This is a genomic window from Macrococcus sp. DPC7161 (assembly GCF_004117835.1).
In the GTDB taxonomy this organism is placed as follows: Bacteria; Bacillota; Bacilli; order Staphylococcales; family Staphylococcaceae; genus SDSC01.
The window spans coordinates 214,681-233,802 of sequence record NZ_SDSC01000001.1; the positions used below are offsets into that span (position 1 = coordinate 214,681).

The following is a 19,122-nucleotide window of genomic DNA, read 5'->3' on the forward strand; positions in this document are numbered from 1 at the left end:
GATGTCTAAAGAAGTAGTTGGTATGTTATTAGCTGGTGGTAAAGGTACAAGATTAGGTCAATTAACTAAAAATATTGCAAAGCCTGCAGTTCCATTTGGTGGAAAGTATCGTATTATTGATTTTACATTAAGTAATTTATCTAATTCAGATATCGATACGGTCGGTGTTCTCGTTCAATATGCACCTTTAATGTTAAATCGTCATATCGGTATGGGGAAGCCATGGAGCTTAGATGTTCAAGATGGTGGTGTTACAGTATTAGCACCATTTGCTGACCAAACGGGAGCATCTTGGTTTGAAGGTACAGCGGATGCAATTACGAAAAATATTCATTTTATTGATCAATATGATCCTGAATATTTACTTATTTTATCAGGTGACCATATTTATCAAATGGATTATCGTAAGATGTTAGATTTTCATAAAGAAAAACAAGCAGATGTAACGATTTCTGTTATTGAAGTGCCAATTGAAGAAGCGAGCCGATTCGGTATTTTAAATACAGAAGAAGATTTGAAAATTTATGAATTCGACGAAAAACCTAAAGTTCCTAAAAATAACTTAGCATCAATGGGAATTTACATTTTCAATTGGAAAACATTACGTGCATATTTATTAGAAGATGAGAAGGATTCAAACTCAGAACACGATTTTGGTAATGACATCATTCCGAAAATGCTAAATGATCAAAAGTTAATGTATGCTTATCGATTCGATGGTTATTGGAAAGATGTTGGAACGATTCAAAGCTATTGGGAAGCAACGATGGATTTATTAAAAGAAGATTTAGGTCAATTATTGAACTCTAAATCATGGCCAACGTATTCACATGAGGCGAATTTACCACCTCAATTTATTGGAGAGACAGCATCTTTATCTGATTCATTAATTTGTCCAGGATCGATGATATTAGGACACATTAAGCATTCAGTTATTTTTAGTGAAGTTACAGTAGGCCAAAATTCAGTCGTTGAAGATTCAATCATTCATCCAGAAGTAGTAATTGGTGAAGGTTGCACAATTAAAAAGGCCATCATTATGGAAGGGATCAATATTGATAATGATGTTGTCATCGATGGCAATCAATATGATGAACCGATTGTAATTGGTCCAGATAATATCAATGAATTTAACAAGGGGGCAAAATAAATGCGTAGTTTAATGGGTCTTATTAATTTAGCAAATGAAAATGATTACTTAGAAGAGTTAACATACTTTAGAACAGGTGCAAGCGTACCATTTGCTGGTCGATATCGTTTAATTGATTTCAGTCTTTCTAATATTGTTAATTCTGGTTGCCATGAAGTCGCAATTTTTGCCAACACTAAATATCGTTCACTACTCGATCACTTAGAAAATGGTGATAACTTTGGTTTAGATGGAAAAAAATCAAGATTATTTGTATTACCTCCAGATTGGCATGATCCAAGTGATATTTCTCGTGGGGACTTAAGACATTTCCATAACAATAGAGATTTCTTTAATCGTTCAACAGCGACAGATGTGATTATTTCTGGAAGTCAGTTTATTACAAACACAAATTTTAAAGATGCATTTAAATATCACGTGGAAACAAATGCAGATGTAACTTTAATTACTGAAGATATTAAAGAATTTAAGGCAATGCATAATCCTTTAAAACGTATTATTTCTGAAGATAATCGAGTTACATTTATCAACCATGATACGAATAATCCACATGTTTTTACAGGTACTTATATTATTAAAAAAGATAAATTATTAGAAATCGTTGATTATTGTATTCAAAACTATAAAGAGCAATTTTTCTTGAATGGTATTCAAGAACGATTACTTGAAATGTTTGTTACGTATTACAATATTGATGTAACAACGATGTATATTAATGACTTAAAGTCATTCTATAAAAATAATTTACGTATTTTACGTCCAGACTTATATAAAAATTTATTTATGAAAGATACAAGAATTAAAACGAAAACATCTAATCAACCACCGACAAAATTTGTTGATGGCTGTGAAGTTAAAAATTCAGCAATTGCGAATGGTTGTTTAATTGAAGGTACAGTTGAAAATAGTATTCTTTATCGTGGTGTATGTGTGAAAAAAGGTGCCGTTATTAAAAATTCTATTATTATGACAGGCTGCGACATTCATGAGAATGCACAAATTGAAAATGTAATATTAGATAAAGATGTTGTTGTATCAGAAGGAAAAAAATTAATTGGTTCTGAAGAAAAACCATTTGTCGTAGCAAAACGTCAAACCATTTAGAAAGAGGTATAATCATGAAAAAAATATTGTTTGTTGCATCAGAATGCACACCTTTTTATAAATCTGGAGGACTGGCTGACGTAATCGGCAGCCTTCCTCAATATTTGAACGCAACGAAAAAGTGTGATGTACGTGTAATTTTGCCTTTATATGATGGTGTAGAAGGATTAAAAGAACCATTTCGAAATGCATTAAAAGAAGAAATGATTTTTCAAACGCAAGTGGGATGGCGTTTTCAATATACGAGAATACTTTCGTTGATTCATCAAGGGGTTACGTATTATTTTGTTGATAATTTACAATATTTTGGTCGTGGTGGCATGTATGGCTACGGTGATGATGGAGAGCGTTTTGTATTCTTCTCAAATGCTGTAATAGAATTTATTTATCGTGGAGATTTTAAACCTGATGTATTGCATGGCCATGACTGGCAAGCAGGTGCTGCTGTGGCGATTTGCAATATAAAAAAACCTGTGCCAGGCATTCAAACCGTATTTACTATCCATAACATAAAATATCAAGGCTATTTAATGTATGATGCTTTCGATGAGTTATTGACAATTGAAAGAGAACATTTTGCGGGGTTTGAATGGAATGGTATGTTGAATTTAATGAAAGCTGGTCTTTTCCATGCAGATAAAATTACAACAGTATCGCCAACATATGCTGAAGAAATTAAAACACCATTTTATGGTGAAGGCTTAGAAACGATTTTACAAATGAGAAGTAGAGATTTATTAGGTATTATCAATGGTATTGATGCCAATGATTATAACTCAATGAAAGATAAAAATATTCATGTGAATTTCAAAAGTTCAATACCTAAGAAAAAGGAAAATAAATTATATTTACAAGAAAAATTGAATTTACCTGTTAAAGAAGACATACCTGTCTTTGCAATTATCACAAGAATGGTAGAGCAAAAAGGTCTACATTTAGTGATGCGCATTATGGAAGAATTTATTCAACAAGATGTACAATTGGTCGTATTAGGTAATGGAGAGAAAGAATTTGAAAATTATTTCTTAATGTTACAAAGTAAATATCCTGAAAAAGTACATGTGACATTAGGATTTAATGAAAGTTTTTCAAGAGAAATTTATGCAGGTAGTGATTTCTTTATTATGCCTTCTTTATTTGAACCATGTGGTTTGTCACAACTTATTGCATTACAGTATAAATCTATTCCAATTGTTAGAGAAACAGGTGGTTTAAAAGATACTGTACAACCATATAATGAACACACAAATGAAGGAACAGGTTTAACATTTGCGAACTATAATGCACATGAACTACTTGATCGCTTACATTATGCATTGTTTATTTATCATAATCCTTCACATTACAAACATTTGATTCAAAATGTTGCTAAAGTTAATAATAGTTGGATTCAATCGGCAAATCAGTATATCAATATTTACAGAGGAGAAAGTCATGAATAAATATACGAAAGCATCGTTTAGAGCATTACTTGAAAAAAAGTTAATAAATAAACGTACTTCAACTTTAGAGGATACATCAGATACGGATTTATTTTATGCAATTGCTTCAATTGTAAAAGATGAGATGAATCAAGCAAATGTAACGACAAAAAAAGGCAATATTCAATCTAAAAAACGTCAAATTAACTATTTATCAATGGAATTTTTAATTGGTCGATTAATTGAATCAAATTTACTCAATTTAGGATTAATGGATGTATGTAACGAAGTATTAATTGATTTAGGTAGAAATCCTAAGAAAATTTATTCAGAAGAAAATGATGCGGGTCTAGGTAATGGAGGTTTAGGAAGATTAGCTGCATGTTTCTTAGATTCTATTGCATCTTTAGGCTATTTAGGTAATGGGTTTGGAATTCGATACCGTTATGGATTGTTTGAGCAACGTATTATTGATGGGACACAAATTGAATTACCTGACAATTGGTTAAAAGAAGTATACCCATGGGAAGTACGAAAAGCCGATGAAACGATCACAGTACATTTTGGTGGAGAAGTTTATTCTGAAACGATGCCAGATGGACGTTTAAAATTCCATTATCAAAATCAAGAAACAGTCTTAGCAGTACCTTATGATGTTGGTGTAGCTGGTTATGATAACGGTGTAGTCAATACATTAAGACTATGGAGTGCTGAAGTTCCTGACACAGAATTAACGATGCATCCAAATCAATTAGAATACATGCAAAATGTAGAACGCATTTCAGGATTTTTATATCCAGATGACTCAACAGAAGAGGGGCGTTTCTTACGTTTAAAACAACAATATTTCTTAGTGTCTTCAACGATTCAAACGTTGATAAAGCAATTAAAAGAAAAATATAACGAACCCGTTACGAAATTTCATGAGTACAATTGTATTCAAATCAATGATACGCACCCGACATTTGGTATTCCGGAATTAATGCGTATTTTAATGGATGATGAAGGGTTATCATGGGATGAAGCATGGGCAATTACAACGAAAACTTATGCATATACGAATCATACCATCATGCAAGAAGCATTAGAAAAATGGCCAGTTTCTCAAGTGCAACGCGTGAATCCTAGAATATTTATGATTATCAATGAAATCAATGAACGTTTCTGCCGTGATGTATACGAAAATCATCCACAATACCGTGATCGTATTGCTGATTTAGCAGTAATTAGCCATGATTTAGTACATATGAGTAAACTTGCAATTGTCGGCTCATTTTCTGTTAATGGTGTTGCAGCTTTACACTCTGAAATCATTAAAGACTATACGTTTAATGACTTCTATAAATTAACACCTGAGAAATTCAATAATAAAACAAACGGTATTACACATCGTCGTTGGTTAATGGCATCTAACCCTAAATTATCGAATTTAATTACGGATGCAATAGGTGATCAATGGATTAAATCACCTCAAGAATTATCTCAATTAATGCGTTATTACAACGATGATGCATTCTTAAAACAATTACAAGAAGTCAAATTGCATAATAAAAAAGTACTTAAAGATGTGATTTATGATAAAACAGGTATTGAAGTTGATGAACATTCAGTATTTGATGTACAAGTCAAACGACTTCATGAGTATAAACGTCAATTATTAAATGTATTACATATCATTTATTTATTTAATGAAATCAAGCGTAAGCCATCTATTAAAGTACAACCAAGAACATTTATATTTGGTGCAAAAGCTGCACCAGGCTATCATATTGCAAAAGAAATTATTAAATTAATTCACGCAGTTGCAGAAGTTGTAAATTACGATAAAGATGTGGATGGCAGAATTAAAGTAGTGTTCTTAGAGAACTACAATGTCACTTTGGCTGAATATATCATGCCAGCAGCTGAAATATCTGAACAAATTTCTACAGCCTCAATGGAAGCATCAGGTACAGGAAATATGAAAATGATGATGAATGGTGCGATTACATTAGGCACAATGGACGGTGCGAATGTGGAGATTGCTGAACTTGTTGGAAAAGAAAATATCTTTATTTTCGGATTAAGTTCAGATGAAGTGATTCACTATCAAACAAATGGTGGTTATAACGCATCAGATATTTATCATACGGATTCTAGAGTACAAACATCATTAGATGCATTAAAAGACGGTCAATTTGGACGTGACTTTGCATTCCAAGACTTATATTTTAATATTTTAAAGAATAATGATCCTTATTTCTTATTAAAAGACTTCAATAGTTATGTGGACATTCATTTAACAGCAATGGCTACATATAGTGACGAAAAGAAATGGAACCAAATGAGTTTGATGAACATCTTGAAATCAGGTAAGTTTTCAAGTGATAGAACGATTCATGAGTATGCAACTGATATTTGGAAATTGATTTAAATTTGTAGTGAAAACACAGATGCTTTTAAAATGAATAAATATTGATAAACGAAAACTAAGCTTAGGCATTTGCCTGAGCTTAGTTTTGTTTAATCATGTCTATAAATTCATGAATCAGTTCGGTTACTGGAAAATCTTCTCGTAATCCGATACCGATTGGGTAAAAATTATTTTTATCTGCTAAGGGAATCCATTTTAAATTTTCTACATGATTATAATCTTCATAATCCGATGGGAGTAGCGTTACAGCATTTAAATCATGTAAACTATGGACTAATATTTCCCAATCACTATGTGTGTATGCAATTTTTGGTGTAAAATTTAATTCTTTTCCACGTTCTATTAATAATTTACCTAGCATAAAATTTTCAGTTAATGAACAGAAATTTTCATTTTTTAAATCTTTAAATCCTAATGATTTTCGATCTGAAAGTGGATTAGACGTCGGTAATACCACACTGACCTCATATCCTTTAGTCGTTGTATTAAGTGGCTCAATATGTATTCCTTCTTGTTCGATAGGAAATGAAACAAGCGCAATATCAATTTGATTTTCGACTAATTTTTCTTGCAGTTTTCTTGAACCTTCTTGTGTTAAATAAACTTCAACATTCGGATGTGTTGAAATGAATTTACTGATTTGCCTCATAAACTGGAGTGCAAATAATGAGGTTAATCCGATTTTTAATTTTTCTGTTTTTTGTTCTTGAATATTTTGAAGTTCTTCAACTAATTCATCAAAAGATTCAACAATGGATTTACCTTTTTCATATAATAGTTTCCCAGTATGTGTAAGCTGAAACGTTTTATTATGATGATTAAATAAATTAGCGTTTAGTTCTGTTTCAAGCTTTCTTAAACTTTGAGACAAGGTAGGTTGAGTAATAAATAAATTTCTAGCTGCTTTTGAAATATTTTTTGTTTCTACGACTGCTATAAAATATTTGAGTTGTCTTATATCCATATTTTCCACCTATCTTAAGAATTAGTTACATTATAACATTATTGAAGCAGAATCAATATTTATAAAATAAAAACGTAAACAAATTAAATTGTTTACGTTTTTATTGTTATTTACTTAAAGATTTTCCAATCTCTGTATTGATTAATTCTGTCATCGCTTCAGAACCTGGTGCTTCTAAGTGAATACCATCTGGTGCGAAATATTCTACATGACCCGCTGAAGCGGCATACCAATCAATTAAATGAACATTTTTGTATTTTTTTGCTGCTTCTTTCATTAACTGATTTACGTGGCCTTCATAAGATCTTGGAACACGTGTTGTAACGAGGTAAACATTGGCTTTATCGAACATTTTAACAAGTTCTTTTAAATGATAATCTTGGAAATCACCATTTGTTCCAACTTCTAAAACAACCACGCTATTTTTATTATTAAACCTTTGGTAACCAGATGCTACTGGAATGGCCTTATAAATACTTCTACCTATTTCACCATCAATATATGCGTTTGGATATTTTTCTCTTACCCAACTTTCAATATCAACTAATACAGAATCTCCAATCATCAAGACTTGGTATTTATTGATAATATCTGCATATTTTTCACTTTGAGTTTTTTCTTTAGATGATTTTTCTTTATCTGTTTTATCTTTTGCATCTTTATTTTTAGCATCTTCTTTTGCTTTAGATTGCTCTTTTGCAAGTTTTTCCTTTTCAGCTTTATCTTTAGCTTTTTTAGGATCAGCAACTGTTTTCTTAGCTTGTTTTGGATTAGCAGTTGTTGTTTTCTTATGTGCAGTTTCTGGTGCTTTAGCATCTGCGTTAGCATAGAAGAAAGGTGTTGAAACTACTAAATATAATGCTAAAGCTAACGTGAAAATATTTTTACGTTGCTTAACGTTTGTTAATTTCTTAAATGAGTACTTTCTGAATGGTTCTTCAATAACATGGAAACTGATGATAGCCATTAAAATTGTTAAGATAATACATAACATATATGCATATACTGGCATTTGTCCTTGAACAAAATGATGACTTACAATCGCAATGATAGGGTAGTGCCATAAGTAAAGGCTATACGAATATTTACCGATTTGTACAAACAAACGATTTGATAAGAATGTTGCAAGAATACCTTTATTAACAATTGAGCTTGCGATAATAAATAATGTGATAAACCCTAAATAGTAAAGACCGCCTTCAAATAACATTGGCGTAGTTTCTGAAACATAAAAGAAACCTAATAATAAAATAATAAAACTTGGAATTCCTACTAAATCAATTGCAAATCGATACGTCCAAGGAATGTCACTTTTCAATTTAAATGGCACCCAAATGAACGCTAGAATAACACCAAGTAACATCGATTGCAGTCTTGTATCTGTTCCGAAATAGATTCTTGCAATATTTTCTGCTGGATCAAATAAAAACATCATTAATAATAAAGAAAGGATAGAAATAACAAGGTATGTAATGATAATACCTTTTTTCTTAAAGAACTTACCTAACAATATTAATGACAATGGGAAGAATAAATAAAATTGTTCTTCAATTGCGAGTGACCATAAATGCTTTAATGGACGCATCTCAAAACTTTGGAAATAATCTAATCCATCAAAAATATAATACCAGTTAGAAACATACAGTAAAGCAGCAAGCATATCTTTTTTTAGTTGGTATAAAATCGATTGTTCAAACATTAAACAATACTGGAATACACAACATATCATAAAGATTACAGCTGGTAATAATCGTCTTAATCGTTTGATATAGAATTTAACAAGATCAATTTTACCTGTTGTATTCTTTTCATTGAGTAGGATAGAGGTTATTAAATAACCCGAAATGATAAAAAATGTATCTACTCCTAAAAATCCTCCTGGAAGCCATTGCGGATTTAGATGATATATAATGATTGCAATAACTGCAACTGCTCTGAGTCCGTCTAACCCAGGAAAGTAATTCTTTTTCATAAAACGCCACCTAAATTCAAATTTAAATATATATATTATATTACAAAGATTACAAACATATTACAAGTACTATTTGAAGTGATTTTGATTTACGGAAATTATCTTACAATAATCAATTATATAATTTCATAAATTGACTGCCCAATCAAACGGTTATAAAAAAAATAATTTATTTAAATATGAAGAAACTGATGTTTTATTTAGTTGTGTAATCTTAAATTATTGATTTAAATATTTCTCTCTTAATGATTGTACATATGCTGCGTCAGGAATAACATTGACTGTTTGTTGCTCAAAATAATTAACGAATCCTGGTTTTGAACCACTTGGCTTATGGACATTTTTAATTTCAGTAAAGTCGACCTCAGTTTTTGCACCTTCTTGTGCTTTTGAAAAATAACTCGCAATGATTGCTGCATCTTCAATAGTGCCTTGAGTAGGATCATCATGCATGATAACCACATGACTACCAGGCATATCTTTTGCATGAAACCAAATGTAATCTTTTCTTGCTAATTTATGTGTAACATATTCGTTTTGTAAGTTATTTCTTCCCACAGCGATGGTTTCATTATCTCTAGATAAATAATAATCAATGTTTAAGTCTTTAGATGGCTTTTTATTTTGAGTTTTGTATTTCGGTTTAATGAGTTTTTGTTCAGCTAATTCATTTCGAATGGCATCAATGTCATCTGTTTTAATATATTGAAGTTGATTTAATATCCCTTCAATATATTCAATTTCTGCTTTTGTTTCATTGATTTGTTGTTCGGCATGAACCTTTCTCGTTTTTAATTTGTTGTATTGTTTATAATAATATTGTGCATTCTCTGAAGGGGTTTTTCTTTTGTCTAAAGGAATCACTACTTGTTCATTATTATAATAATTAGTAACTTCGATGTCAGACATTCCTTGATGCATCATATACATATGACTAGTTAATAACTCACCATATAAATTGAACTGATCTTTTTGCTTGGTTTCTTCAAGTTCTTGGATTAGTTTAATTAATTTTTTTTGATTTTTTTGATTCAAAGCATTTAAATGTCTAGATAAATCATTTGTCTGATTTTTAATTTTTTCTATATGTGCACGGTCTTTATAAAAAGCATCAAGTAACTGACTTAATGAATCAAAATATTTCTCATTTTCAGTGCCTTTTAAAGACATGAAATAAAAATCTTCTTTATTTTGATCAATGATTTGAAAACTTTGAGCTTGAACAGTATTTGTTTGTTCCATAAATGATACGAACGCTTTATCTAAATCCGTATCTAAAGAAAGCATATGTTTAATCGCTAAAGGGCTAAAACCTTCTAATGCATTTAATATAGCTTTTTCTAATTTAAGTTCGGGATTAATATGTTCACTTATAGTATCCAATGTATAAGGGTTAAATTTCTTTTCTGTAGGCGGTAATTCATAAGTAAAACCAGGCATCATTGTTCTTGCCGAATTGGTATTTGGTGTTAAATGTTTTAAACATTCCAATATTTTATTATCAGCATCTGTTACAACCATATTTGAATGTTTACCCATCATTTCGATATAAATATGACGCGTGATGGGATCACCAATCTCAGTAGTATTTCGTATTGTAAATTTCACGATACGGTCATTACCAATTTGTTCAAGATGTGTCAGTATGCCACCTTCAATGTGTTTTCGTAACACACGCAGAAACATCGGTGGATGAAATGGATTTTCTAAAGTTGTTTCTGTAATACCGATGCGTGCGAAATTTGGATGCGCAGATAAAAGTAATTTTTGATTTTTTCTTTCAGCACGAATTGTCATAACGACAGTGTATTGATCAGGTTGTGTTATTTTATTGATACGACCTGTTGTTAAAAATTGAAGTTCTTTCATAATTTGATGTGTAAATAATCCATCAAATGCCATAATATCACCACTTTCAATTGTCTATTGTAACACGAAATGTAATTTTAATTATAAAATTATGATAGAACAAACATTTCTAAAGATTAAATTGAAAGTAACCTGTATTTTTAAGTGAATTTATGATACATTTATTAATAACTATTTTAATTAAGAAAGGTCGTCCCCATGGATACAGAAAAAGGTTTATTAATTGTACTATCTGGACCTTCTGGTGTAGGTAAAGGTACAGTACGAAAAGCAATATTCGATGATCCAACTACTAATTTTGAATATTCAATTTCGATGACGACTCGCAAAATGCGCGATGGAGAAGTCGATGGTGTGGATTACTTCTTTAAATCAAAAGAAGAATTTGAAGCATTAATAGAGCAAGATGCTTTCATTGAATATGCAGAATATGTTGGTAATTATTATGGAACACCTGTAGACTATGTAAGAAATACGATGGAATCAGGTAAAGATGTCTTTTTGGAAATTGAAGTAGAAGGTGCAAAACAAGTCCGTAAAAAGTTTCCTGAAGCATTGTTCATCTTTTTAGCGCCACCTACGATGGAACACTTAGAAGCACGTTTAATTGGTCGAGGTACAGAAAGTGATGAAGTAATTAAACATCGCATTTCAGAAGCTAGAAAAGAAGTTGAAATGATGAATTTATATGATTATGTGGTCATCAATGATGAAGTCATTCATGCTAAGAATAAGGTACAAACGATTGTTGAAGCGGAACATTGCAAACGTGAACGTATTGAAAGTAGATTCAGAAAAATGATATTGGAGGCCAAAAAATAATGTTATATCCACCATTAGATAAATTAAAAGAAAATGTAAATTCAAAATACTTAGTTGTGACACTTGCTGCAAAACGTGCGCGTGAGTTACAAGACTTACCAGATTCAAATTTATTAGAAAAATATAAATCATATAAACCAGTTGGACAATCACTTGAAGAGATTGCAGCAGGTAAGATTCACATTGTTGAAACAAACTAAAAAAACAAATAAAATAATATTAATTGAAGCTGACAAAATTTTTGTCAGCTTTTTATATGCTAGGAGGACGTTATGAAAATACTATTAGGTGTAACTGGGGGCATTGCAAGTTATAAAGCGATTGATTTAACAAGTAAATTGGTTCAAAAAGGTCATGAAGTAAAAGTTATCATGACAAAAAGTGCAGAAAAATTTGTTACAACATTACCTTTCCAAGCGCTAAGTCGAAATGAAGTCCATACTGATATTTTTGATGAAACTGACCCATCTGTTATTAAGCATATTGATCTAGCGGATTGGGCAGACTTAATATTAGTAGCACCGATAACAGCAAATACTGTTGCTAAAATGACATATGGCATTGCAGATAACATGTTAAGTGCAACATTACTTGCTTCTACAAAACCGATTTTTATTGCACCTGCTATGAACTCTAATATGCTTGCTAATCCTGCAGTGGAAAATAACATTAATATTTTACGTAATCGTGGTATTCATATCATTGAGCCTGGTGCTGGATTTTTAGCATGTGGTTATATTGCTAAAGGAAGAATGAGCGAGCCACTAGAAATTATAGAATATATTGAAGCATACAAAAAGGGTGAGCAAATACAATCTCATCAACAAAAACAAGATTTAAAAGGAAAAAAAGTAATGATTACTGCAGGACCAACCATTGAAAATATCGATCCAGTGAGATATTTAACGAATCGTTCTTCTGGAAAGATGGGTTATGCACTAGCAAATGCAGCAGCTAGCCGTGGTGCAGATGTTACATTAATTTCTAATCCATTACCTTTAGAAAGACATCCTGCAATTAATTGGGTTTCTATTGAAAGTGCACAAGATATGTTTGAAGCTGTTCAATCTCATATGAATGACATGGACATTATCATTAAAGCTGCTGCAGTAGCAGACTACACGCCAGAAACAGTTTATGACCAAAAGTTAAAGAAAAAAGAAGGTGATTTAACCATCACTTTTAAACGCACTGTAGACATATTAAGTTATATTGGTACACATAAAACAAATCAATATGTCATTGGTTTTGCGGCTGAAACTGAAAACGTTGAAGAAAACGCAATTGGCAAATTAAAAAGAAAAAATGCAGATGTTATCGTCTCAAACAATGTAGGTGATACATCTATTGGATTTAAGTCCAATGAAAATGCAGTGACGATGCATTTTAAAGATGGTGATAAAATCGAAATTAAAAAGCAACCTAAAGAAGCCATTGCAAATCAAATATTATCAAATGTCAATAAGAAGGGATTTAAATGATTGCAAATGTCATTGTAGATGTGAATAGCAAACGGGTAGATAAAGTATTTGATTATCATGTGCCTGAAAATTTACAATCATCGATTCAAGTGGGACAACGTGTCGCAGTTCCTTTTGGTCCAAGAAAAATTCAAGGATTTATCATTAATCTCAGTCAGGAAACGAATTATGATACAAGCAAACTTAAAGACATTATTGCAATTCAAGATATTAAGCCAGAATTGACAGAAGAACTGATTGCATTAAGTGAGTGGATGGCGCACACACACATTTCAAAACGCATTTCTGTATTGGATGTAATGTTACCGAGTGCTGTTAAAGGCAAATATAAGAAAGTATTAAAATTGGTCAATCATGATGTTGTAGATGTTCAACTCAAATCATATTTTAAAAATGACAGCATCACACTTCAAAGGGCGCAAGAATTAAATATTTTACCGTTAATGCTGCCGTATATAGCTGAAGGTCACATTATTGAAGATAGCGAAGTTACCCAACAAAATAAAATTAAAAAACTTCAATGCGTTCGCTTTAATCAAGATTATGATATTGACCATGCAATAGATATGTGTAAATCTGACAATCATAAAGAAATACTTGCAATTTTGAATGATGCACAAAATGGTTTTGAAATCACAACATTAGTTGATATGGGTTATTCAAGAGCAATGGTCAATGCACTCGTTAAAAAAGGCTTTTTAATTAAATTTGAACAAGAACAATTAAGAGACCCATATGCAAATAAGGTATTTTATGAAGATCAGAAAAAAACATTGCATAAAGAGCAACAAAACGCTTTTGACAAAATAAATCATTGCATTCAAAATAATCAAAAAGACACATTTCTCATACACGGAGTTACAGGTTCAGGGAAAACAGAAGTTTACTTACAACTGATTGAACAAGTATTAAATAAAGGCAAAGAAGCGATATTATTAGTTCCTGAAATTGCACTTACGCCGCAAATGGTTGAACGATTCAAATCGCGATTTGGTGATGAAGTTGCAGTGTTACATTCAGGATTAAGCCAAGGAGAGAAATACGATGAATGGCGAAGAATCAAAAATAAGGAAGCACGTGTTTCAGTAGGAGCCAGATCTAGCATCTTTGCACCATTTAAACATTTAGGCATTATCATTATTGATGAAGAGCATGAGCAGACATATAAACAAGAGGATTATCCAAGGTATCATGCAAGAGAAATAGCAGATAAGAGAGCAGAGTACCATCAATGTCCAGTTGTCCTAGGAAGTGCGACGCCATCTTTAGAAAGCTATGCAAGAGCAGAGCGTGGCGTTTATCAATTACTCAAAATGACAACAAGGGCCAATTTAAACGATATGCCTGAAACAACCATTATCAATATGCGTGACGAACTTGCAAATGGCAATCGTTCAATGTTCTCAAATGAATTGACAGAAAAAATCCAGGAAAAAATCAATAAAGGTGAACAAATCGTACTATTCTTAAATAGAAGAGGACATTCGAACTTTATGTTATGTCGAGATTGTGGTCATGTTCCGATGTGCCCGAACTGTGATATCAGTTTGACATATCATAAATTCAACGACCAACTCAAATGTCATTACTGTGGTTACCAAGAACCAGCAATTAATATATGCCCAAGCTGTGGCTCAGAACACATTAGAGAAATGGGTGTTGGCACACAAAAAGTAGAAGAACTCTTGTATCAAAAATTCGAAAACGCAAAAGTCATTCGAATGGATGTTGACACAACAAGTCGAAAAGGTGCACATGAAAAATTGCTGAACCAATTCAAAAATGGAGAAGCCAACATATTACTTGGCACACAAATGATCGCAAAAGGATTGGACTTCCCAAATATCACTCTTGTTGGTGTATTAAATGCCGATACATTATTGAATTTACCAGACTTCAGATCCAGTGAAAAAACATACCAACTCATCACCCAAGTATCCGGAAGAGCAGGACGAAGTGATAAAAAAGGTGAAGTCATTATTCAAACATACAATCCAGATCATTATGCATTACAATGTGCAAAAAATAATGACTATCAAACATTTTATGAAACAGAAATGACCTTTAGAAAACTTGCAAAATACCCACCGTATTTTTATATGATACATATCGGATTTCAACATGAAAGTTTGAATTTCGTCCTAAAAGAAAGTAAACACATCCATAAAATATTATTACAAAGCCTCACGCCAAGAAGCTATGTATTAGGACCATCACCATCACCAATCGCAAGAATTAATAATCAATACCGATTCCAAATACTCATCAAATTCAAATCAGAACCCGCATTACTCAAAGCTTTAAACTATTTGGATGACTATTACTTTGAGCTCTATCAAAAAGAGAAATTTACTTTGAATATAGATATAAATCCTTATATGATGATGTAGTTATAGGTGTAAAGTAGCTTTATATAAGCTTTTATATAGTGTTTGGTGTTTCGTATACTATAAAAAACTACAGAAAAACGACAACTTATAGGACATTTAATAAAATTGCATAAAAATAGGTGGTATGATTTAATGTCATATCACCTTTTTTCGTGTTCATTTAGTTTATTTATTAAATCCTTAGCCATCTGATCAGTTACATGTGTATAGAGTTGAATGGTAGTTTTTTCTCATGTAAGTCCTACACGTTCCAAATTTACTTTTAATAATAAAATGTAGAAGAAATAAATGAAAAAAATAATACACAATTAATTAATAATGACCCTTTGGAAGATAAATATTTATTGTTTTAAGGTAAAATAAGTATGATATCTATAAATGAAAGTGGTTAACTATATGCGACCTAATAGTTCTGATGATAAGTCTAATATTAATAATGATGAAATAAATAAACCAGCTGTAAAAAGAGGTAAAGTGATAAAACTAGATGGTAAAATTGAATCTATGGAAAGTTTTTTAAAAGAATTAGAGGAAGCATGTGAAGAGTTTAATAAAGTTGAAATGAAAGGTGATGAATAAGATGGATGAAAAAAGACTAGAAATTTTGGATAAGTACAAAAAGCATTTCGGAACAAGTTTTCCTAATAGAAAGTTTATTAGAGTGTCAAATGAAGACTTAGAAAAAATAATTGATAATTGTATTAGAGAGAACAAAACATATACTACAATAATGAGAGAAAAGTACGGTAAAGATATAATGTTGTAAATAATTTTGTCCATTAGTGTGATTGATAGGTATTGTAATATAATATAGCGATTTATCTTAGGTGAGATGAATGGTAGAAAAACCTATCAAAACCTTACCTTTCAGCTGATTCATAAATACAATAATTTTCATTGAATGGTCTGTAACAACCATAAAAACTTTATTATTCAGCATTTATTAAACTATATATTTTAGTGTTGAAATGGTAAAATTACTTATATCCATTTTTTATGATCTTTTTAAACTACTGTCTTATTTGATGGTAGTTTTTAATTATAAAATTATTGCTATGATTGGCAAAGTTATTAAAGTGTTTAAGGTGATTGAATGCAACCGACTAGATTAGATGGTAAACCTTATACTAGAGAAGAATTAGAGGGAATGTATAAATCAGCATTAAAAAGAGAAAATGTTAAACGTCATAACAAATATAAGCTTGATGATAACGCTACAAGTGATAGTTTTTTTAAGTTTGTTGATAGAGAAGTAGAGCGATTAGAAAAAGAGAATGATCGATTTTAAATTAAGTCAGCAATCACTTTTTTCATGATAAAGCTATTAGTTATTACTTTAAAAAACTTTAATTTTACAGACTTTTAAATGGCTTTTATAGGTTAGTATTAAAAAAAGTTTATTAGCTTTAAACTATGTATAATTTAATGATGAAATTTCAAAAATTTATTATATTCACCTTTCAAAGATCTTTTTAAACTACTGTTTTTTGTGAAAATATTTTTTTAACTAATTGTAAAAAGGTTAGGTGATAGTATGGATAAAGTTTTAGACGGGAAACCTATTTCTCCAAAAGAATTTATTGAAGCTTTAGAGAAAGCTCAAAAAGAGATAGAAAAAAATAATACAAGAAATGAAAAAACACGTAATGAGGAGCAAAAAAATATTAAGTAATAGAGGATAGCCATTAAGTTGGTTATCTTTTTTTTGAAAAAAAATTTCAAAGATTCTTTTATTCATAAGATCCATGTGAGTTACGTTCTGGTCTAACTTAAAAATCTTATATATAAGTTTTTCTTATGTTAATTGCTATGTGATGATAAATTTTAAAATGATAGTTTCTTTTATTTATAAGTTATATTTAGATTAGTTTACATAGATGAGAGGTAATATGATGTGGTATAACGAAGATAAATTCCCTAATAATTATTCTTGCCCACCTGTTGATGCTTATAACTATAATGGGCTTTTGTATAAAGTTAGTACTTCAGCTGATGAACATGATATATACTTAAGAAAAACAGCTATAGAACAAAGGAATAATATTAGTAACAATAAATTATGTCAAGCTTGTGGTCATTCTGTCTTTTTAGATAAAGAAGATATACTAAAATCTATAGAGAAGAGTAGTAAAGTTAGTAAGGGTGTATTAAAGAAATGGAAACATATTTATAGTTTTAATCCTAATTCGAAAAGTAAGATATTAGACACACCATCAAAAAACACTAAAAATCACCATACATATTGGCATTATGGAAATAACGATATTATTTTTTGTTATGAACAAAGAATATAAGGGGGATAAATCATGAAAGAAATTATTTATAAAGATATTGAAATTCTTGAAATATTTGATGAGATTGAAACCCCTATTTTCTTTAGTTTCAAATTAAATAATAGGGGTAGTAAGAAGAATGTTATTTATATAAGTATATTTGCAGACTATGATCTAGATACAGATACAGACATCTATTTAACTACATCAATTTTCAAGAAAGAATATGATAAATTAATTAGTGGAGATATAGAGATTAGAAGTTGTTTTGTAAACTCTCCCGATTTATTTTTAATTTATGGTTTCTTTAATGACTTCAAATTATTACCAGTACAAAATAACAAAATAGAAGAATATTATCCAGACAGTAATGTTTTTTTAAATTTTCATAACGGTGAGTATTATTTCATCGATAAAAATGAGTTGCTAAATGAAGTGGAAGACCTTAAGCCACTAAAAGTTATTGAAACCTCTGGTATTAAAAAATTTTTAGAAAATCCAATTAAAAATAAAGATTATTGGTTTGTTTCGTTTGGTAATAACTATAAAAATTTAACTGCAGATGTTCTTGGTGATTTATTAAACGCTATTACTAGAATAAAAAATGATATTAGTAAAAATAGTTTCGAATTATTTGCTAGACATTCTTTTGAGGGCAGTTATGGAATTTCGTTTGAAATAAACGAAGAAATTTGCATTAATGAAGATACTATTTTTAATGATATGAATGAAATAAATAGTTTATTTACTATCATCAATGATTCTAAATATAAAGAAAACCCTCAGTTAATTGCCAAAACGTTTGGTAATAAAGTTACTAAACCGTTGCAAGATTTTTTAACTATACTTATAAGTAATAATTTAGACTTCAAGTCATTATATATAGATAAAGATAATCGTGTTTCAGCTGGATATATTAATACTAATACCCTTGAATCTTTTGAATTTTTAATAGAAAACGAAATAATAGTTGAGGAAAGATTACTTTTAAATGATGGATTTGTGACTAAAATAGATGTTAAGAATAAATCATTTGGAATAGAACATGAGAATATGTATTTTAAAGGGCAGATTTCTGATAAATTAATTGATAAATATAAGAATGAGTGGATAGATTTTAGAATTGGAAATGTAAAAAAAATAAATTTGATTAAAAAACTAATAACTCATGGTATTTCTTCAGAACAGAAAACTGTATATGTGTTAGAAGATTTAACTTATTAAATCAAAATTTTAGAAGTATAATAAAAACTACAAAAAAAC

The 19,122-nt window shown here is 30.3% G+C and carries 17 protein-coding genes; 14 read left to right on the forward strand and 3 right to left on the reverse strand.

Going from position 1 to position 19,122, the window contains the following annotated elements:
- The first annotated feature begins 1 nt into the window (after nucleotide 1).
- Genes ER639_RS00995 through ER639_RS01010 form a run of 4 tightly spaced genes read left to right on the forward strand, consistent with a single transcriptional unit; the run spans nucleotide 2 to nucleotide 6,088 of the window.
- Nucleotides 2-1,150 (forward strand): glucose-1-phosphate adenylyltransferase, encoded by a 1,149-nt coding sequence (locus ER639_RS00995; protein WP_205757681.1) that lies wholly within the window; start codon nucleotides 2-4, stop codon nucleotides 1,148-1,150.
- On the forward strand, nucleotides 1,151-2,254 hold the full coding sequence (gene glgD, locus ER639_RS01000) for a glucose-1-phosphate adenylyltransferase subunit GlgD (protein ID WP_129063884.1): 1,104 nt from the start codon (nucleotides 1,151-1,153) through the stop codon (nucleotides 2,252-2,254).
- 14 nt (nucleotides 2,255-2,268) lie between these two features.
- Nucleotides 2,269-3,696, forward strand: coding sequence for a glycogen synthase (locus ER639_RS01005; RefSeq protein ID WP_164993316.1), 1,428 nt, complete (start codon nucleotides 2,269-2,271; stop codon nucleotides 3,694-3,696).
- On the forward strand, nucleotides 3,689-6,088 hold the full coding sequence (locus tag ER639_RS01010; protein WP_129063886.1) for a glycogen/starch/alpha-glucan phosphorylase: 2,400 nt from the start codon (nucleotides 3,689-3,691) through the stop codon (nucleotides 6,086-6,088). Before ER639_RS01005 ends, ER639_RS01010 begins: the two co-directional genes overlap by 8 nt.
- 79 nt (nucleotides 6,089-6,167) lie before the next feature.
- On the opposite strand, the gene ER639_RS01015 is transcribed toward ER639_RS01010, so the two are convergent.
- The 3 genes from ER639_RS01015 to ER639_RS01025 all read right to left on the reverse strand — a co-directional run bounded on the left by ER639_RS01015 (nucleotide 6,168) and on the right by ER639_RS01025 (nucleotide 10,926).
- Nucleotides 6,168-7,052 carry a LysR family transcriptional regulator gene (locus ER639_RS01015; protein WP_129063887.1) on the reverse strand — a complete coding sequence of 295 codons (885 nt, stop codon included), beginning with the start codon at nucleotides 7,050-7,052 and terminating at the stop codon, nucleotides 6,168-6,170.
- A gap of 106 nt (nucleotides 7,053-7,158) precedes the next feature.
- Nucleotides 7,159-9,024, reverse strand: coding sequence for an acyltransferase family protein (locus tag ER639_RS01020; RefSeq protein ID WP_129063888.1), 1,866 nt, complete (start codon nucleotides 9,022-9,024; stop codon nucleotides 7,159-7,161).
- A 219-nt stretch (nucleotides 9,025-9,243) separates the two neighbouring features.
- The gene (locus ER639_RS01025; RefSeq protein ID WP_129063889.1) at nucleotides 9,244-10,926 is read right to left on the reverse strand and encodes an Rqc2 family fibronectin-binding protein; all 1,683 of its coding nucleotides are present in this window, start codon (nucleotides 10,924-10,926) and stop codon (nucleotides 9,244-9,246) included.
- 165 nt (nucleotides 10,927-11,091) lie between these two features.
- Here ER639_RS01025 and gmk point away from each other — a divergent pair, with 165 nt between their 5' ends.
- From gmk to ER639_RS01070, 10 genes are all read left to right on the forward strand, one after another.
- Nucleotides 11,092-11,715: a guanylate kinase gene (gmk, locus tag ER639_RS01030; RefSeq protein WP_129063890.1), complete on the forward strand. Its 624-nt coding sequence runs from the start codon at nucleotides 11,092-11,094 to the stop codon at nucleotides 11,713-11,715.
- Nucleotides 11,715-11,915 carry a DNA-directed RNA polymerase subunit omega gene (rpoZ, locus tag ER639_RS01035; protein ID WP_129063891.1) on the forward strand — a complete coding sequence of 67 codons (201 nt, stop codon included), beginning with the start codon at nucleotides 11,715-11,717 and terminating at the stop codon, nucleotides 11,913-11,915. Before gmk ends, rpoZ begins: the two co-directional genes overlap by 1 nt.
- A gap of 72 nt (nucleotides 11,916-11,987) precedes the next feature.
- On the forward strand, nucleotides 11,988-13,196 hold the full coding sequence (gene coaBC, locus ER639_RS01040) for a bifunctional phosphopantothenoylcysteine decarboxylase/phosphopantothenate--cysteine ligase CoaBC (protein ID WP_129063892.1): 1,209 nt from the start codon (nucleotides 11,988-11,990) through the stop codon (nucleotides 13,194-13,196).
- Nucleotides 13,193-15,586, forward strand: a complete 2,394-nt coding sequence (priA, locus tag ER639_RS01045; protein WP_129063893.1) for a primosomal protein N' — start codon at nucleotides 13,193-13,195, stop codon at nucleotides 15,584-15,586. Before coaBC ends, priA begins: the two co-directional genes overlap by 4 nt.
- Before the next feature lie 396 nt (nucleotides 15,587-15,982).
- On the forward strand, nucleotides 15,983-16,165 hold the full coding sequence (locus ER639_RS01050; protein WP_129063894.1) for a hypothetical protein: 183 nt from the start codon (nucleotides 15,983-15,985) through the stop codon (nucleotides 16,163-16,165).
- A 1-nt stretch (nucleotide 16,166) separates the two neighbouring features.
- Entirely contained in the window at nucleotides 16,167-16,352 is a 186-nt protein-coding gene (locus ER639_RS01055; RefSeq protein WP_129063895.1) for a hypothetical protein, read from the forward strand.
- Between the two features lie 327 nt (nucleotides 16,353-16,679).
- Entirely contained in the window at nucleotides 16,680-16,874 is a 195-nt protein-coding gene (locus tag ER639_RS01060; protein ID WP_129063896.1) for a hypothetical protein, read from the forward strand.
- 246 nt (nucleotides 16,875-17,120) lie between these two features.
- Nucleotides 17,121-17,258, forward strand: coding sequence for a hypothetical protein (locus tag ER639_RS12190; protein ID WP_164993317.1), 138 nt, complete (start codon nucleotides 17,121-17,123; stop codon nucleotides 17,256-17,258).
- 220 nt (nucleotides 17,259-17,478) lie between these two features.
- The gene (locus tag ER639_RS01065; RefSeq protein WP_129063897.1) at nucleotides 17,479-17,880 is read left to right on the forward strand and encodes a hypothetical protein; all 402 of its coding nucleotides are present in this window, start codon (nucleotides 17,479-17,481) and stop codon (nucleotides 17,878-17,880) included.
- Nucleotides 17,881-17,892: 12 nt separating this feature from the next.
- Complete coding sequence (locus ER639_RS01070; RefSeq protein WP_129063898.1) at nucleotides 17,893-19,083, forward strand: hypothetical protein; 1,191 nt, start codon at nucleotides 17,893-17,895, stop codon at nucleotides 19,081-19,083.
- The last annotated feature ends 39 nt before the right edge of the window (nucleotides 19,084-19,122 follow it).

Bases quoted from the DNA above. Each gene is read 5' to 3' on its own strand.
- ER639_RS01055 (WP_129063895.1), top strand. From the start codon at position 16,167: ATGGATGAAAAAAGACTAGAAATTTTGGATAAGTACAAAAAGCATTTC.
- rpoZ (WP_129063891.1), top strand. From the start codon at position 11,715: ATGTTATATCCACCATTAGATAAATTAAAAGAAAATGTAAATTCAAAA.
- ER639_RS01060 (WP_129063896.1), top strand. From the start codon at position 16,680: ATGCAACCGACTAGATTAGATGGTAAACCTTATACTAGAGAAGAATTA.
- glgD (WP_129063884.1), top strand. From the start codon at position 1,151: ATGCGTAGTTTAATGGGTCTTATTAATTTAGCAAATGAAAATGATTAC.
- ER639_RS01050 (WP_129063894.1), top strand. From the start codon at position 15,983: ATGCGACCTAATAGTTCTGATGATAAGTCTAATATTAATAATGATGAA.
- ER639_RS01015 (WP_129063887.1), bottom strand. From the start codon at position 7,052: ATGGATATAAGACAACTCAAATATTTTATAGCAGTCGTAGAAACAAAA.
- ER639_RS01010 (WP_129063886.1), top strand. From the start codon at position 3,689: ATGAATAAATATACGAAAGCATCGTTTAGAGCATTACTTGAAAAAAAG.
- ER639_RS01070 (WP_129063898.1), top strand. From the start codon at position 17,893: ATGAAAGAAATTATTTATAAAGATATTGAAATTCTTGAAATATTTGAT.
- gmk (WP_129063890.1), top strand. From the start codon at position 11,092: ATGGATACAGAAAAAGGTTTATTAATTGTACTATCTGGACCTTCTGGT.
- ER639_RS01005 (WP_164993316.1), top strand. From the start codon at position 2,269: ATGAAAAAAATATTGTTTGTTGCATCAGAATGCACACCTTTTTATAAA.
- ER639_RS01020 (WP_129063888.1), bottom strand. From the start codon at position 9,024: ATGAAAAAGAATTACTTTCCTGGGTTAGACGGACTCAGAGCAGTTGCA.
- coaBC (WP_129063892.1), top strand. From the start codon at position 11,988: ATGAAAATACTATTAGGTGTAACTGGGGGCATTGCAAGTTATAAAGCG.
- ER639_RS12190 (WP_164993317.1), top strand. From the start codon at position 17,121: ATGGATAAAGTTTTAGACGGGAAACCTATTTCTCCAAAAGAATTTATT.
- ER639_RS00995 (WP_205757681.1), top strand. From the start codon at position 2: ATGTCTAAAGAAGTAGTTGGTATGTTATTAGCTGGTGGTAAAGGTACA.
- ER639_RS01065 (WP_129063897.1), top strand. From the start codon at position 17,479: ATGTGGTATAACGAAGATAAATTCCCTAATAATTATTCTTGCCCACCT.
- ER639_RS01025 (WP_129063889.1), bottom strand. From the start codon at position 10,926: ATGGCATTTGATGGATTATTTACACATCAAATTATGAAAGAACTTCAA.
- priA (WP_129063893.1), top strand. From the start codon at position 13,193: ATGATTGCAAATGTCATTGTAGATGTGAATAGCAAACGGGTAGATAAA.